Raw genomic sequence first — 14,374 nt, 5'->3', positions numbered from 1 at the left:
TTGCAAGAGTTATGAGGCGCGAACGCCTTACCTAGCATAACACCCAATTGACACGTCTATTCCAGCCATTGAGCCGCACCCGAAACAGCGTTAAGCCGAACGGCGGATTTGGGCTCGACCGCGCCGGAGTGCTGGTGTACCTCCAAGCCTGGATGGAAAGCCCTGGATGGAAGCGCGATTGGAAAGCAGATGTCGCAAAAATCAGGTCTGATGCAGGGCAAGCGCGGGGTGATCCTCGGCGTCGCCAACAACCGCTCGATCGCCTGGGGCATCGCCAAGGCATGCCACGACGCGGGCGCGGAAATCGCGCTCACCTGGCAGGGCGATGCGCTGAAGAAACGGGTCGAACCTCTGGCCAAGGAATTAAACGGCCTCCTGCTGGGCCATTGCGACGTCACCGATGCCGCGACGATCGATGCCGTGTTCGATGTGCTCCGCGAAAAGTGGGGCAAGATCGATTTCGTGGTCCACGCCATCGCGTTCGCCGACAAGGACCAACTCGAAGGCCGCTATCTGGAGACGACGCAGGATAATTTCTCCAGGAGCATGCTGATCTCCTGCTATTCGCTGACTGCGATCACGCAGCGCGCCGAGAAGCTGATGACCGACGGTGGCTCGATCCTGACGCTGACTTATTACGGCGCCGAGAAATGGATGCCGCATTACAACGTCATGGGGGTTGCGAAGGCAGCCCTGGAAGCCAGCGTGCGCTATCTCGCCGCTGACCTCGGTGAAAAGAACGTCCGCGTCAACGCGATCTCGGCAGGGCCGATCAAGACGCTGGCGGCGTCCGGCATCGGCGATTTCCGCTACATTCTGAAGTGGAATGAATACAACGCGCCGCTGCGCCGCACCGTGAGCATCGAGGAAGTCGGCGACAGCGCGCTGTATCTGTTGTCGGACCTGTCGCGCGGCGTCACCGGCGAGGTTCATCACGTCGATTCCGGCTATCACGTCGTCGGCATGAAGCGCCCCGACGCGCCCGACATCTCGCTCTCCAATTCGGTAGCCAAGGAATAGCCGTAAAATTCGATGCCTGCGCCCGTGATCTACTACATCCGCCATGGCGAGACGTCGTGGAACGCGGAAGGCAGGCTGCAGGGCGCGCAGGACATTCCACTGAACGATCTCGGCCGCAAGCAGGCGGCCCACGCCGGCAATGTCCTCGCCGAGCTCCTCGCGCGCGACGGCCGCGACACGTCCTCGCTGCCGTTCGTTGCAAGTCCGCTTTCACGCGCGCGGGCGACGATGGAATTGGTGCGCGGCGCCATGAAACTGCCGCCGGAGAGTTATGCGCTCGACGATCGTCTGCGTGAGATCGGCTATGGCGTCTGGGAGGGCTCGACGCTGGCCGAGATGCAGGCCGCCGACCCCGTGCTCTACGCCAAGCGGCTGACAGCAAAGTGGACGATGGCGCCGGAAGGCGGCGAGACCTATGCCGAGGTGCAGCACCGGATGCGCGACTGGTACGATTCCGTACGCGCGGACACCGTCGCCGTGGCCCATGGCGGCACCGCGCGGGCGCTGATGGTGGCGCTCGGTATCGAGACGCCGGCCACCGCCGCCGACCTCGTGATCGAGCAGGGCGCGGTCTACGTGTTCCGCGACGGGGATCTGCGGAAGTATAGTTAAGGGCTGGAGCCTTTAGCGCCGTCATTCCGGGGCGATGCGAAGCATCGAACCCGGAATCTCGAGATTCCGGGTTCGGTCCTGCGGACCGCCCCGGAATGACGGTTGCCGGTTTGACCGCCGCGCGTTACGACACAAGTCAGAACTGACTTACTTTGGCGAGCAAATACGACGTCATGTCCCACAACACCTTCGGCCATCTGTTCCGGGTCACGACCTTCGGCGAAAGCCATGGGGTCGCGATCGGCTGTGTGGTCGACGGCTGTCCGCCGCTGATCCCGCTGACATCGGAGGACATCCAGCACGATCTCGACCGCCGCCGTCCGGGCCAGTCGCGCTTCACCACCCAGCGCCAGGAGCCGGATGCGGTCAAGATCCTGTCCGGCGTGATGGCGCATCCGGAAACCGGCGTGCAGGTGACGACGGGAACGCCGATCGCGCTGTTGATCGAGAACACCGACCAGCGCTCCAAGGACTATTCCGAGATCAAGGACAAGTTTCGGCCCGGCCACGCCGACTTCACCTATGAGGCCAAATACGGCCTGCGCGATTATCGCGGCGGCGGCCGCTCGTCGGCGCGCGAGACCGCGACGCGCGTCGCGGCCGGCGCCATCGCGCGCAAAATCCTGCCTGACGTGAAGGTCCGCGGCGCGCTGGTGCAGATGGGGCCGCACAGGATCGATCGCGACAAATGGGACTGGGACGAGATCGCGCGCAATCCGTTCTTCTGCCCCGACAAGGACAAGGCCGCGTTCTTCGAGCAGTATCTGGACGGCATCCGCAAGAGCGGCTCCTCGATCGGCGCTGTGATTGAGGTGGTCGCCGAAGGCGTGCCGGCCGGATGGGGCGCGCCGATCTATGCCAAGCTGGATGCCGACCTGGCGGCCGCCATGATGAGCATCAATGCGGTGAAAGGCGTCGAGATCGGCGCGGGCTTTGCTGCTGCCGAATTGTCGGGCGAGGAAAACGCCGATGAGATGCGCACCGGCAATAACGGCACGCGCTTCCTGTCCAACCATGCCGGCGGCGTGCTCGGCGGCATCTCGACCGGCCAGCCAGTGGTGGTGCGCTTTGCGGTGAAGCCGACCTCGTCGATCCTGTCCCCGCGCAAGACGGTGGATCGCGCCGGCGCCGACACCGACATCATGACAAAAGGCCGTCACGACCCCTGCGTCGGTATCCGCGCGGTGCCGGTCGGCGAGGCGATGATGGCCTGCGTGCTGGCGGACCATTTCCTGCGCCATCGCGGGCAGGTGGGCGGGTAGGAATCCCGGCCTCCCTCACTGCATGGCGTCCGCGATCTTTTCCGCCGCCATCAGCACCGGGAAATTGGTGTTGGCGCACGGCACCACCGGAAAGATCGAAGCGTCGACCACCCGCAAACCCTGCACGCCCTTGACGCGGCCTTGGTTATCTACGACCGCCATCGGATCGTCCGTTCTGCCCATCCGGCACGAGCAGGAGGCATGCCACACGCCGATCGCCGCTTTGCGCACGAACGCTTCGAGCGCCTCGTCGTCGCTCATGACCTGCTCGAACGTGAAACCTTCGACGATGAAGTTGTCGATCATGTAGTGGCGCAGCGCCGCCGGCCCGTCCATCAACGTCGCGGCAATGGCGGTGAGGACCTTGTTCCTGGTGTTGACCACGCCGATCTTGCGCACGCGGTCGGAATACGAGGCCGGGAACGGCTTGTCGGTGACCGCCTTGAGCGGCGCGCTCATCTGCAGCGCCGCCATCTTGCGAAAGCCGCTCATCAGGCGATCGAGATCGCGCCTGTCGGACAACAGGTTGAACTCGACAATCGGTTCTATCAGCGGGTCGCGCGAGGCGAGTTTGACCTGCCCGGTCTCCGAGTAGGTCTTGTTGACGAAGGTGAGCAGCGAGGCGATCTGCTCGCCGACCGAATGCCAGGCCGACTTGCTGAGGACGGCGACGAACATGTCGCCGGCAGGTACGCCCGGAAGCCCGGAGGAGTAGCGCAGCCCCATCTGGATGTGCCGTCGGGTGTGCTCGTTCATGCGCGCGCCAGGGCGGACATAGGACGACAACGCGATCGAGGGATGATCCATCAGACCCTGGCCGACGCCCGCGAGGCCCATCAAGACCGGAATGCCCATCTCCTTCAGATGCCCGACCGGTCCGATGCCGGCGCGCAAGAGATGCGCCGGCGAATGAATCGCACCGCACGAGAGGATGACCTCGCGACCGCGGAACTCCTGTTCCCGGCCATCGACCAGCGCCTTCACGCCGACGCATTGCGTGCCCTCGAACAGCAGCTCCTTGACTTGCGTGTTGGTCGATATGGTCAGGTTGGCGCGCTTGCGTGTTTCGCGATCGAGATAGCCCATCGCGGCCGAGACGCGTTGCTCGTCCTGATTGGAGTGTGTCACCGGGAAGTAGCCTTCGACGAACTCGCCGTTCTGGTCGGGCAGGAACGCAAAGCCGGCGAGCTTGCAGGCCTCGCCCACCGCTTGCGAGTGCCGCGTCCAATGCTGGTGCGGAATGCGGCGGACGGGGATACGACCGTCCTTGCCGTGGAACGGTCCGTCGAAATCGAGGTCGCGCTCCACCTTCTTGAAATAGGGCAGCACGTCCTTCCAGTTCCAGCCCGCGGCGCCGCGGGCCTCCCACTCCTCGTAATCGGTCGGCGCGCCGCGGTTGGCCATCTGGCCGTTGATGGAGGACCCGCCACCTAACACGCGCGCCTGCTCATACTTGCGCAATGGCGGGCGGCTCTCATCCGGGTTGTTGTGACTGACGACCTGGGTGGTGACCTTGAGTTCGGTCCAGTGGAAGCGCGGATCGAAATACGCCAGCCCCGAATAGCTGTCGCGAATTTCGGGCGGCTCATTGCCGGGCGGCGTGTCCTGGCCGGCTTCGCAGAGCAGGACCTTGTTGGCGCTCCTGGCGGAGAGCCTGTGGGCCATGACCGAGCCCGCTGATCCGCCGCCGACGATGATCAAATCGTACACTTTGACGTTTCCCCTTATTATTGCGCCGTAAAGCTAGCGCAGCTCCGTCGTCGGGTCACGCCGGCTGTCATGGAAGCGCGCTTGACCTTTCACGGAGTTGCGCGGCAAATACCGGTGTGATGAATGCCTCCGAACTGCAGAAGCTGACCGACTGGCTGATCGACGGCGGCAGATCCAGGGCCAGCCCGAAGAGTTTCATGGCGGAGACCTGCGAGCGGATGGTGGCGGCAGGGCTGCCGCTCTGGCGTGTCGGCGTGTTCGTTCGAACGCTGCATCCCGATATCTACGGCCGTAGTTTCATCTGGAGGCCGGGCGCCGAGGTCGAAATCGGCACGGTCGAATACAAAATTCTGGAATCGCCGGATTTTCATTCGAGCCCGCTGATCATCGTGTTCCAGCAGGGCAGCGAGGTTCGGGCTCGCATCGACGATCCCGCCAGCAAGCGCTTTCCGATCATCGAGGACCTGCGTGCCGAAGGCGTCACCGATTACGTTGCGCTGCCGCTTCCTTTCGTCGACAGCACGGTCAATGCGTCGAGCTGGACCACGAAGCAGCCGGGTGGGTTCACGGACGAACAATTGGCGGCGCTACGGGCAATCGTGCGGCCGCTGGCGCGCGTCGTCGAGATCATCAGTCTGAACCGCATGGCTGCCAGCCTGCTCGATACCTATGTCGGCAACCGCGCCGGCGAGCGGATCATGGGCGGGCAAATTCGCCGCGGCCACACCGAGACGATGAATGCCGCGATCTGGCTGTCCGATCTGCGTGGCTTCACGGCGTTGTCGGACCGGCTGCCGGCCGAGGCCGTTGTGGACATTCTGAACCAGTATTTCGATTGCCAGGTCGCGGCGATCAAGAAGCACGGCGGCGATGTGCTGAAATATATGGGCGACGGCCTGCTCGCGGTGTTTCCGATCGACGAATATGTCGGCGACGAGCAGCAGGTTTGCGGCCACGTGCTCGAAGCCGCGCACGAATCTCGCGCCAGCGTCGCCGACTTGCAGTATCCGATCGGCGACGCCGTCGAACGCTTTCGCTTCGGTGTCGCCCTGCATGTCGGGCGAATTCTCTACGGCAATATCGGCGGCGGCAACCGGCTCGACTTCACCTGCATCGGCCCCGCAGTGAATCTCGCGGCGCGGCTGGAAAAGATCGCCAGCCAAACCAGGCGCACCATCGTGGCGTCGGAGGGATTTGCCGGCATCTGCCGGGGAGGGTGGAGCGATCTCGGCGAGTTTCCGGTTGCCGGCTTCGCAAAGGCGGCGCGCGTCTATGGACTGGCCGACGAGACCTCGGCGGCCTGAGGAATCCCGTACCCCCGGATTTCGCTGCGCTCCATCCGGGGTACGGGGCCGGGCGCGCTATTCCTCCGGCTCGGTCGTGAACAGCAGCGGATAGCCCTTGGCGCGGCCGGCGTCGGTGGCGCGGGTGGCCTTGGTCTCGGCAACGTCCTTGGTGAACACGGCGACGACGCAGACGCCGCGGCGGTGCGCGGTGATCATGACCTTGTGGGCTTGATCCTCGGTCATGCGGAATTCGGCCTTCAATACCGTGACGACGAATTCGCGCGGCGTGAAGTCGTCATTGATCAGGATGACCTTGTGCAGGCGCGGCCGTTCGACCTTGGTTTTGACCTTGGTTTTTGGCGTGACGACGGTATCTGCCATTTGTAGTCCCGAAGCGAAGGAAATTCGACGAGCCCGCCGCGTTCAGTTGGCGCGGCAGTCTGCCAGGCGCTGCGCCATGGTCTGACCGCCGCGGCTGACGGCCGTCTCGATCAGTTTACAGGCTCCGGGCCGGTCCTGAAACCGGGGGGTGCCGAGGGTTTCAACTCGATCAGGGCGACCATCGCGCCAGGCTCGGACACGGCAATCGCAGCGTGGAACCTGCCGAGCAGGCTGCTGTGGACGAAGCCTGATCCTAACCCGAATGTGAAGGACAAATGATTTCAGTGCTTTGCGTCAGCCATTTTGCATGTCACCATCACTGACGTTCGACGGGAGGGCCGCAAATGCGCTGGTATGTCTCGATCGGGGTCGTGTTTGTAGCCGGCATGCTCGCTGGCGGCGACGTGGCAGGTGTTGCCGCGCCGAACCCAACGAACCAGGCGAACGCCGCTGCCCGCCAACTGGCCGACAAGGACGCCAATCCGACCGTCGACCTGGAACTCGTCCTTGCCGTCGACGTCTCCTATTCGATGGACATGGATGAACTGGCGCTGCAGCGGGAAGGCTACGCGCAGGCGATCGTCTCCAAGGAGTTTTTGCAGGCGCTCAAGAGCGGGCCGAACGGCAGGATCGCGATCACCTATTTCGAGTGGGCGGCATCGACCGACCAGAAGATCATCATCCCCTGGCGTGTGATCGACGGACCCGAGACGGCCGATGCCGTCGCCAACGAGATCGTCAAGACCCCGATCCGCCGCGCATCGCGCACTTCGATTTCGGGTGCGATCAACTTCGCCATGCCGCTGTTCGACGAGAGCCCGCACCGCGGTTTGCGGCGGGTGATCGATATCTCGGGCGATGGCCCGAACAACAACGGCGCGCCGGTCCTCATCGCGCGCGATGCCGCGTTGGAAAAGGGCATCGTCATCAACGGCCTGCCAATCATGGTGAAGGAGCCGTCTTATTCCACCATGGATATCGACAATCTCGATTTCTATTACGAGGACTGCGTCATCGGCGGCCCGGGCTCGTTCGTGGTGACCATCAAGGATCGCGACAAGTTCAAGGAAGCGATCCGCACCAAGCTGCTGCTCGAGATCGCCGGCCGCACGCCCGAACGCCCGGTGGTACCTGCAGCGGGCAGGGAGCCGCGCGTCAATTGCATGATAGGCGAGAAGATCTGGCAGGACAGGTGGGGGAGGTAGCTGTTCACCCTCCCCTAGAGGGGTCCGAGACGAGCGAAGCTCGCTCGTGGGTCGACGCTCATGAAATGAGCGGCGGGGTGGGGTGACGGTCTCTCCACATCCAGCAGTGCCCGAGTGGAGAGATCACCCCACCCCGTCTCGCATTTCGCTACGCTCAATGCGAGCCGACCCTCCCCCTCCAGGGGAGGGTAAGCAAGAAGCGCCTATCGCCTGAACCGCGCCACCAATTCCACATGCGGCGTGTGGCGAAACTGGTCGACCGGTGTGACGCCTTCGATTTTATAGCCGCCGTCGATCAAGATCTTCGCATCGCGCGCGAACGTCGTGACATTGCACGAGACCGCAACCACCGTCGGCACCTTGCTCGCCGCAAGCTGCGTCACCTGCGCTTGCGCGCCCTGCCGCGGAGGGTCAAACACCACCGTGTCGTAGTCGCGCAACTCCTGCGGCATCAGCGGGCGTCGGAACAGGTCGCGTGCCTCGGCCTTGACCGGCTTCAGCCCTGAGGTGGAGGTCGCGGCCTTCTGCAAGGCTGCTACCGCGCCGGCGTCGCTGTCGAAAGCGGTTACACGCGACTTCGCCGCAAGCCGCAGTGCGAAGGGGCCGACGCCGCAGAACAGATCGGCGATATGTTTGCTGCGTTTGCAATGTTCGGAGACGAGCGCCGCCAGCGCCTCCTCGCCCGCCACTGTGGCCTGCAGGAACGAGCCGGGCGGTAGCGTGACCTGCGCCGCGCCAATCGAGATTACGGGCGGCGTTCGCATCAGCACCAGTTCACCATGGCGCGTCAGCCGCGCCAGCCGGTGTTGTTCGGCGATGCGCGACAGCCGCGCGATCATGGCAGAAGATATCGGCCCGGAGCCGCGCACATCGAGGTCGAGGCCGCTATTGGTCGCGGTGATCTGGATGTCGAGCGGCTTGCCCATCGCGATCAACGGCTCGGCGATGGCCCAGGCGGCCTCGATCGCGCCACTCAATTGCGGATCGAGGATCGGGCAGCGGTCGATCGGAATGATGTCGTGCGAACCGGCCGCGGCATAGCCGACCTTGAGCACGCCATGCGTTCCGATTCGGCCGTGCAGGGTGATGCGCCGGCGGCCCGCGCCATGGGCATCGACGAGAGCTGCGACGTCGCAATCGATTCCCGCCTGCGAGAGCGTCGTCACCACCAACTCGCGCTTCCAGGCGCGATAGGGCTCGGCTTCCCAGTGCTGGATCGCGCAGCCGCCGCAGACGCCGAAATGCGGGCAGAACGGTGCGACGCGCTCGACGCTCGCTGTCTCGACCTTGAGCAATCGCCGGCGGTCGGGATGGTGGCCGGGAACCGGACCGGCCTCTATTGTTTCGCCGCCGAGCGCGTACGGCACATAGATGTTGCCGCCGCCTGATATGGCGACGCCGTCGCCGTGATGGCCGACATGGTCGATGACGAGGCGTTCGCTCTCAGCCACGGCGCGCGCCCATGAAGAACTCGATATTGCCGTCGCCGCCTTTGATCGACGACGGAAACACCTGGATGTCGGTGCAGCCGAGCGAGGCGGCGAACGCCGAGATGTCGTCGCAGATCGCCTGATGCACCATCGCGTTGCGGATGATGCCGTGCTTGGAGTGCTTTCGTTCCGCCTCGAACTGCGGCTTGATCAGCGCGAGCAGATGCATCGGGGCTGCGGCCAGCGACAGCGCCACCGGCAGCACCGCCTTCAAGGAAATGAAGCTGACGTCGATAACGACGACATCCGGCCGGGCGGGCAGGCGCTTGCCCTCGAACTGGCGAATGTCGGTTTCTTCCATCGACACGACTCTGGGATGGCTCTGCAGCGAGGGATGCAACTGGCCGTGGCCGACATCGATGGCGAAGACGAGGCTCGCGCCGTTCGCCAGCAGCACCTCGGTGAAGCCGCCGGTGGAGGCGCCGACGTCGAGGCAGACATGGTCCTCGATCTCGATCGGATACTGCTCCAGCGCGCCGGCAAGCTTGACGCCGCCGCGCGAAACGTAAGGGTGCGCGGGCTGGGCGGACAATTCGGCATTGGCGGTGATCATCTCCGATGCCTTCAGCACGGGCCTGCCGTCGGCCGTCACGCCACCAGCGTCGATCGCGGCGCGTGCGCGGGCGCGGCTTTCGAACAGGCCGCGCTCGACCAGCAGCACGTCCACGCGCTTGCGGGGAGAGGTTTCGCTGTCGCTTTTGTCAGCCAAGTTTAGTCCGATTTGCCGGTGGCGCGATCCGCCGCCAGAGCGACGCAGGCCTCGAACGAGGTGAGATCGTGCCAGATATCTTGCGGCCGCTGCCGCGGCGTCACCAGTCTAGCACCATGCAGATCGAGCGTGTGGATCATCATGAGATTGTCGGGCAGGCCGAAATCTTCCACCGTCAGCCCGTCGCCGTCGATCAGTTGGCCGGTGGCGGATTTGGTCACATCGTAGTTCCGCTTTACGCGCTCAACATAGATTGCGGGGTCGTTGCTATAGGCCAGGCAGAGCTTGCCGCGACCGGCCATGTAGCCGAGTTCATAGACCGTGCCGGCGTCGGCACTGGGGCCGCGAAACGGCGTAAGATTGGCAATGATCGCGTCCGCCGCATCCATCATTGCTTCATTGCCCTTGAAGATCGAAAGCGACGCGTCGGCGGCGGCAAGGTTAACCGCGTTATCGAGTGGATAGAGGCCGGTCAGCCCATACTGGGCGCAGATCGCGACCTTGCGGCGCCCGATCTCGATGGCGTCCGGCAGGAACACATCGGGACCTGCCAGATAGATCTTCATGGGGCTACCGGCGAAAGAGCCAAGGCTTCAAGACAGTTAAGCCTTCAAGACAGTCAAGCCTTCGGTTCTGATCGGGTCAGAACCGAAGGGGCGCTGTGCCTCAGGCGAGCTTGACGGTTTCCGTCTTGTAGTCCTTGCCGAGCGCGTCGAACACCTTGGCGACGATGCCTTTGGCGTCGAGGCCGGCATGGGCATACATCGCGTTCGGCGAATCGTGGTCGATGAACTCGTCGGGCAGGATCATCGCACGCATCCTTAAACCGCCGTCGAGCATGCCGTGTTCAGCCAGCGTCTGCATGACATGCGAGCCGAAGCCGCCGATCGAGCCTTCCTCGATGGTGAGCAGCACCTCGTGGTCGCGCGCCAACTTCAGCACCAGATCGACGTCGAGCGGCTTCATGAAGCGCGCGTCGGCGATGGTGGTGGACAGGCCGTGGGCGGCGAGTTCGTCGGCGGCCTTTTCGCATTCGGCCATTCGCGTACCGAACGAGAGCAGGGCGACCTTGCTGCCCTGGCGGACGATGCGGCCCTTGCCGATTTCGAGCGGAATACCGACTTCCGGCATTTCGACGCCGCGGCCTTCGCCGCGCGGATAACGCACCGCGCTCGGCCGGTCGTTGATCGCGACTTGCGTCGCGACCATGTGCACCAGTTCGGCTTCGTCGGACGCCGCCATGATGACGAAGTTCGGCAGGCAGCCGAGATAGGCATTGTCGAACGAACCGGCATGGGTGGCGCCGTCGGCGCCGACCAGGCCGGCGCGGTCGATCGCGAAGCGGACCGGCAGGCTTTGGATCGCAACGTCATGGACCACCTGGTCATAGCCGCGCTGCAGGAAGGTCGAGTAGATCGCGCAGAACGGCTTGTAGCCTTCGGTGGCAAGCCCCGCCGCAAACGTCACCGCATGCTGCTCGGCAATACCGACGTCGAAGGTGCGCTCCGGAAATGACTTGTTGAAGATGTCGACGCCGGTACCCGACGGCATCGCGGCGGTGATGGCGACGATCTTGTCGTCCTTCTCGGCTTCCTTGACCAGGCTCTGGCCAAACACGTTCTGGTAGGCCGGCGCATTCGGCTTGGCCTTGGCCTGCGCGCCGGTGGCGACGTCGAACTTGACCACGGCGTGATACTTGTCGGCGGAAGCTTCTGCGGGGGCGTAGCCCTTGCCCTTTTGCGTCACGACGTGGACCAGGATCGGGCCGGTTTCCATGTCGCGGACGTTCTTCAAAACAGGCAGCAGATGGTCGAGGTTGTGGCCGTCGATCGGGCCGACGTAATAGAAGCCGAGCTCCTCGAACAGCGTGCCGCCGTCCATCATGAAGCCGCGGGAATATTCCTCGACGCGGTTGGCGCGGTTGGCGAGGATCTTGGGCAGACGCTTGTTGATCTGCTTGGCCGCCTCGCGCAGCGAGCGGTAGGTCTTGCCGGAATAGAGCCGCGACAGGTACGCGCTCATCGCGCCGACCGGCGGCGCAATCGACATGTCGTTGTCGTTGAGGATGACGATCAGGCGCGAATTCATTGCGCCCGCATTGTTCATGGCCTCATAGGCCATGCCGGCCGACATCGCGCCGTCGCCGATCACGGCAATGACGTTGTTCTTGCCGCCGGCGAGGTCGCGCGCCACGGCCATGCCGAGGCCGGCGGAGATCGAGGTCGAGGAGTGCGCGGCGCCGAACGGGTCGTAGTCGCTCTCGGTGCGCTTGGTGAAGCCGGAGAGGCCGCCGCCGGTGCGCAGCGTGCGGATGCGGTCGCGGCGGCCGGTCAGGATCTTGTGCGGGTAGGCCTGGTGGCCAACGTCCCAGATCAGGCGGTCGCGCGGTGTATCGAAGGTGTAGTGGATCGCGGTGGTCAGTTCGACGACGCCGAGGCCGGCGCCGAAGTGGCCGCCGGTCACCGAAACGGCGTCGATGGTTTCCTGGCGGAGCTCGTCCGCGACCTGCCGCACCTGCTCGATCTTGAGCTTGCGAAGATCCTCGGGCGTGCGGATGGTATCGAGAAGCGGCGTTTTACTATATGTGGTCACAGCGATATTCCAATTTTGCATGTCAGGACGAAGGGCCTGACGCGAGACGGGAAGCGCGTTAACCGCGCCGTGAAAATCCAGACGCCGGGTGCCACCTCGGCAGGCCGGTACCTGATTTGAAAGCCTAGATGCACTCCGGTTTTAGCCCTGTGACATGCATCACGTTGGTCGCCTTTAACCCTTCCCGGCCAGTTTCTCTAGCTATTTGAAGTGCTTACTGCCGTCGGAAATCCGTGACAGGCCCTCTCTTTTTAGCCCATAGAACGGCAAGCTTTACACCAAAGCTACCGCCAAAGCCAACCCGGTGAGCCAGGATGGTTCCTGGGTGAGTCGCCGAAAAGTCGAGATTGTTCAACCGCGGCGGCGAGCGGAAGGTTCCATTTTGCCCAGATCGGAGGAATTTTCGGGCTCGGTCGTGGCCGCTTCGATCCTCTTCCAGGCCCGATCTCGCGCTCCGGAATCGCCGGTGGCGACATCAAGCGCAGCGTCGGGGACGGCCATGCGCGCGCTGAGCGGGACCGGCCCGCAGACGATCATGAAGAAGTCGTAGGCGTTGGGCAGTTCGTTGGCCATCACGAACTGGAAATGCACGCGGAAGAACTGCCAGCGGAATTTCTCGTAGTGCTCGGGCCGGATGATGTCACGGAAGCGAACCGGCACGATCTTCGGGTTGCGCCGGGCGGTCCCGACGTCGATGCCGTGACTGGCAATCGGATCGAACTGGTAGAAATTCATCACGTCCTTGCGGGCCTGACAGTCGATCCAGTCGACCGACGGCTCGACCGCCAGCATCCGCAGATGCTCGCGAAATTCTTTCGATACGGCGTGATAGCCGACGATCGGGAAATTGCCGCCGATCGTCAGCAGCACGATCCGCGGCCCGTGACGGCCGAGCGCGGGATCGAGCTTCAGCGCGCGCGCCAGCATTTCCGTCGACAGGAACGATCCTGAACTATGGCCGACGATGACGATCTCGTCGGCGTCGGTGCTCTTGGCGACATTGACCAGATGCTGCGCAAACCGGTCGATGCGCTGGTCCCATTCCGGGCGCTCGCGGTGCGAGAACTCCCAGGTCCAGATCGTGTCGCACAGGAGATAAAGCACGTAGGTGGCATTCTCGGTGTATTTCAGCATCGTGCCGAGCAGGGCAATGAAGATGGCGGTGGCGGCAGCGATGCTGAATGCGTCGGGAATGCCGATGGCGTTCAGGCCTTTCTCGAACACGAAGGAGACGGCCGCAGCACAAGCGGCTTGCAGCAACAGCACCAGGTGCGGATAGGTGATGAAGGTCGCGAACCGCCAGTTCGCCTTGCCGAAGCGGGCGATGGTGCCGGCGAAGACCAGGCGCCAGTAGATCCAGACCGCGCTGAACACCGTGCGCCAGATCGGCGACGCCAGGTCTTGCTGGATGAAGTCCTCGAACCGGAGGAAGTCGTAGGACGTGCGTGTCTGCCAGTCCTCGGCCTTGGTATCGATGGTCCAGGACGCGATTTCGTCGTCGGATGCCACCTTTGGCCGGCTGATGGTGGCCTGGAGCTGATAAAGCCGGCCGAACTTGCGCAGCTCGGTTCGGAACATGCGGTAATATTGCGCCAGCCCGCGCGGATCGTAACCCTGAATATAGATGATATGGCGGTGCTCGACGCGCACGTACTGTCCCCAAATGTCGGCGGACTATATCAGGCTGTGCGGGGGGCAAAGAACTAATTCGGCTGGTCCGCCTCCCACGGCCGGGAGGGCGGAATTCGCCCGATATTCCCGATTGTTGCGCGAAGCCCGAGAGACCAGACGCCAAGTTTACTGTACGTCGAGCGGCTCGGTCCCCGTGACCTGGCCGTTCGCATCGGTCGTGATTTTGTCGACGCGGGCCTCCGCCTGCCGCAGCAATTCTTCGCAGCGGCGCTTGAGCGCCTCGCCACGTTCGTAGATCGCGACCGATTCCTCCAGCGGCACCTTGCCGTCCTCGAGCCGTTTCACGATCGATTCAAGCTCCTCGATCGCCCGCTCGAAGGAGAGTTTTTTGACGTCCATCTGGTTATTTTCGGCCATATCGAGTTCCCGAATGCGCCCCGTTCAGGCGCGGAATCTATAGCGTTTCAAGCGAAGT

The 14,374-nt window shown here is 63.7% G+C and carries 13 protein-coding genes; 5 read left to right on the top strand and 8 right to left on the bottom strand.

The window, feature by feature from the left end:
- The first annotated feature begins 189 nt into the window (after window positions 1–189).
- From fabI to aroC, 3 genes are all read left to right on the top strand, one after another.
- Complete coding sequence (gene fabI / locus V1277_RS06155; RefSeq protein ID WP_334415435.1) at window positions 190–1,020, top strand: enoyl-ACP reductase FabI; 831 nt, start codon at window positions 190–192, stop codon at window positions 1,018–1,020.
- 12 nt (window positions 1,021–1,032) lie between these two features.
- Window positions 1,033–1,632, top strand: coding sequence for a histidine phosphatase family protein (locus tag V1277_RS06150; RefSeq protein WP_334415434.1), 600 nt, complete (start codon window positions 1,033–1,035; stop codon window positions 1,630–1,632).
- Window positions 1,633–1,805: 173 nt separating this feature from the next.
- The gene (gene aroC / locus V1277_RS06145) at window positions 1,806–2,894 is read left to right on the top strand and encodes a chorismate synthase (protein ID WP_334373730.1); all 1,089 of its coding nucleotides are present in this window, start codon (window positions 1,806–1,808) and stop codon (window positions 2,892–2,894) included.
- Window positions 2,895–2,909: 15 nt separating this feature from the next.
- Here the strand turns inward: aroC and V1277_RS06140 are convergent, their stop codons facing one another.
- On the bottom strand, window positions 2,910–4,604 hold the full coding sequence (locus tag V1277_RS06140; protein ID WP_334415433.1) for a GMC family oxidoreductase: 1,695 nt from the start codon (window positions 4,602–4,604) through the stop codon (window positions 2,910–2,912).
- A gap of 119 nt (window positions 4,605–4,723) precedes the next feature.
- Here V1277_RS06140 and V1277_RS06135 point away from each other — a divergent pair, with 119 nt between their 5' ends.
- A complete protein-coding gene (locus tag V1277_RS06135) occupies window positions 4,724–5,908 on the top strand; it encodes an adenylate/guanylate cyclase domain-containing protein (RefSeq protein ID WP_334415432.1) in 1,185 nt (394 codons plus the stop codon).
- Between the two features lie 57 nt (window positions 5,909–5,965).
- Here the strand turns inward: V1277_RS06135 and clpS are convergent, their stop codons facing one another.
- On the bottom strand, window positions 5,966–6,271 hold the full coding sequence (clpS, locus tag V1277_RS06130; RefSeq protein WP_057843371.1) for an ATP-dependent Clp protease adapter ClpS: 306 nt from the start codon (window positions 6,269–6,271) through the stop codon (window positions 5,966–5,968).
- A 344-nt stretch (window positions 6,272–6,615) separates the two neighbouring features.
- Between clpS and V1277_RS06125 the strand changes: the two genes are divergently transcribed.
- Window positions 6,616–7,476: a DUF1194 domain-containing protein gene (locus V1277_RS06125; RefSeq protein ID WP_334415431.1), complete on the top strand. Its 861-nt coding sequence runs from the start codon at window positions 6,616–6,618 to the stop codon at window positions 7,474–7,476.
- Window positions 7,477–7,679: 203 nt separating this feature from the next.
- Here V1277_RS06125 and V1277_RS06120 read toward each other — a convergent pair whose 3' ends face one another.
- The 6 genes from V1277_RS06120 to V1277_RS06095 form a co-directional block, all read right to left on the bottom strand.
- Window positions 7,680–8,927 carry a class I SAM-dependent RNA methyltransferase gene (locus V1277_RS06120; protein WP_334415430.1) on the bottom strand — a complete coding sequence of 416 codons (1,248 nt, stop codon included), beginning with the start codon at window positions 8,925–8,927 and terminating at the stop codon, window positions 7,680–7,682.
- Entirely contained in the window at window positions 8,920–9,675 is a 756-nt protein-coding gene (locus V1277_RS06115; RefSeq protein ID WP_334415429.1) for a TlyA family RNA methyltransferase, read from the bottom strand. The genes V1277_RS06120 and V1277_RS06115 overlap by 8 nt, the downstream gene beginning before the upstream one ends.
- 2 nt (window positions 9,676–9,677) lie before the next feature.
- Window positions 9,678–10,241: a nucleoside 2-deoxyribosyltransferase gene (locus tag V1277_RS06110; protein ID WP_334415428.1), complete on the bottom strand. Its 564-nt coding sequence runs from the start codon at window positions 10,239–10,241 to the stop codon at window positions 9,678–9,680.
- A 100-nt stretch (window positions 10,242–10,341) separates the two neighbouring features.
- Entirely contained in the window at window positions 10,342–12,288 is a 1,947-nt protein-coding gene (dxs, locus tag V1277_RS06105; RefSeq protein ID WP_334415427.1) for a 1-deoxy-D-xylulose-5-phosphate synthase, read from the bottom strand.
- A gap of 330 nt (window positions 12,289–12,618) precedes the next feature.
- On the bottom strand, window positions 12,619–13,917 hold the full coding sequence (locus V1277_RS06100) for a hypothetical protein (protein ID WP_334415426.1): 1,299 nt from the start codon (window positions 13,915–13,917) through the stop codon (window positions 12,619–12,621).
- Window positions 13,918–14,064: 147 nt separating this feature from the next.
- The gene (locus V1277_RS06095) at window positions 14,065–14,316 is read right to left on the bottom strand and encodes an exodeoxyribonuclease VII small subunit (RefSeq protein WP_028346794.1); all 252 of its coding nucleotides are present in this window, start codon (window positions 14,314–14,316) and stop codon (window positions 14,065–14,067) included.
- Between the last annotated feature and the right edge of the window lie 58 nt (window positions 14,317–14,374).

This window comes from Bradyrhizobium sp. AZCC 1588 (assembly GCF_036924735.1).
Classification (GTDB): Bacteria; Pseudomonadota; Alphaproteobacteria; order Rhizobiales; family Xanthobacteraceae; genus Bradyrhizobium.
This window is presented reverse-complemented; position numbering and strand designations above follow the sequence as displayed.

Bases quoted from the DNA above. Each gene is read 5' to 3' on its own strand.
- aroC (WP_334373730.1), top strand. From the start codon at position 1,806: ATGTCCCACAACACCTTCGGCCATCTGTTCCGGGTCACGACCTTCGGC.
- clpS (WP_057843371.1), bottom strand. From the start codon at position 6,271: ATGGCAGATACCGTCGTCACGCCAAAAACCAAGGTCAAAACCAAGGTC.
- V1277_RS06150 (WP_334415434.1), top strand. From the start codon at position 1,033: ATGCCTGCGCCCGTGATCTACTACATCCGCCATGGCGAGACGTCGTGG.
- fabI (WP_334415435.1), top strand. From the start codon at position 190: ATGTCGCAAAAATCAGGTCTGATGCAGGGCAAGCGCGGGGTGATCCTC.
- dxs (WP_334415427.1), bottom strand. From the start codon at position 12,288: ATGCAAAATTGGAATATCGCTGTGACCACATATAGTAAAACGCCGCTT.
- V1277_RS06135 (WP_334415432.1), top strand. From the start codon at position 4,724: ATGAATGCCTCCGAACTGCAGAAGCTGACCGACTGGCTGATCGACGGC.
- V1277_RS06110 (WP_334415428.1), bottom strand. From the start codon at position 10,241: ATGAAGATCTATCTGGCAGGTCCCGATGTGTTCCTGCCGGACGCCATC.
- V1277_RS06095 (WP_028346794.1), bottom strand. From the start codon at position 14,316: ATGGCCGAAAATAACCAGATGGACGTCAAAAAACTCTCCTTCGAGCGG.
- V1277_RS06125 (WP_334415431.1), top strand. From the start codon at position 6,616: ATGCGCTGGTATGTCTCGATCGGGGTCGTGTTTGTAGCCGGCATGCTC.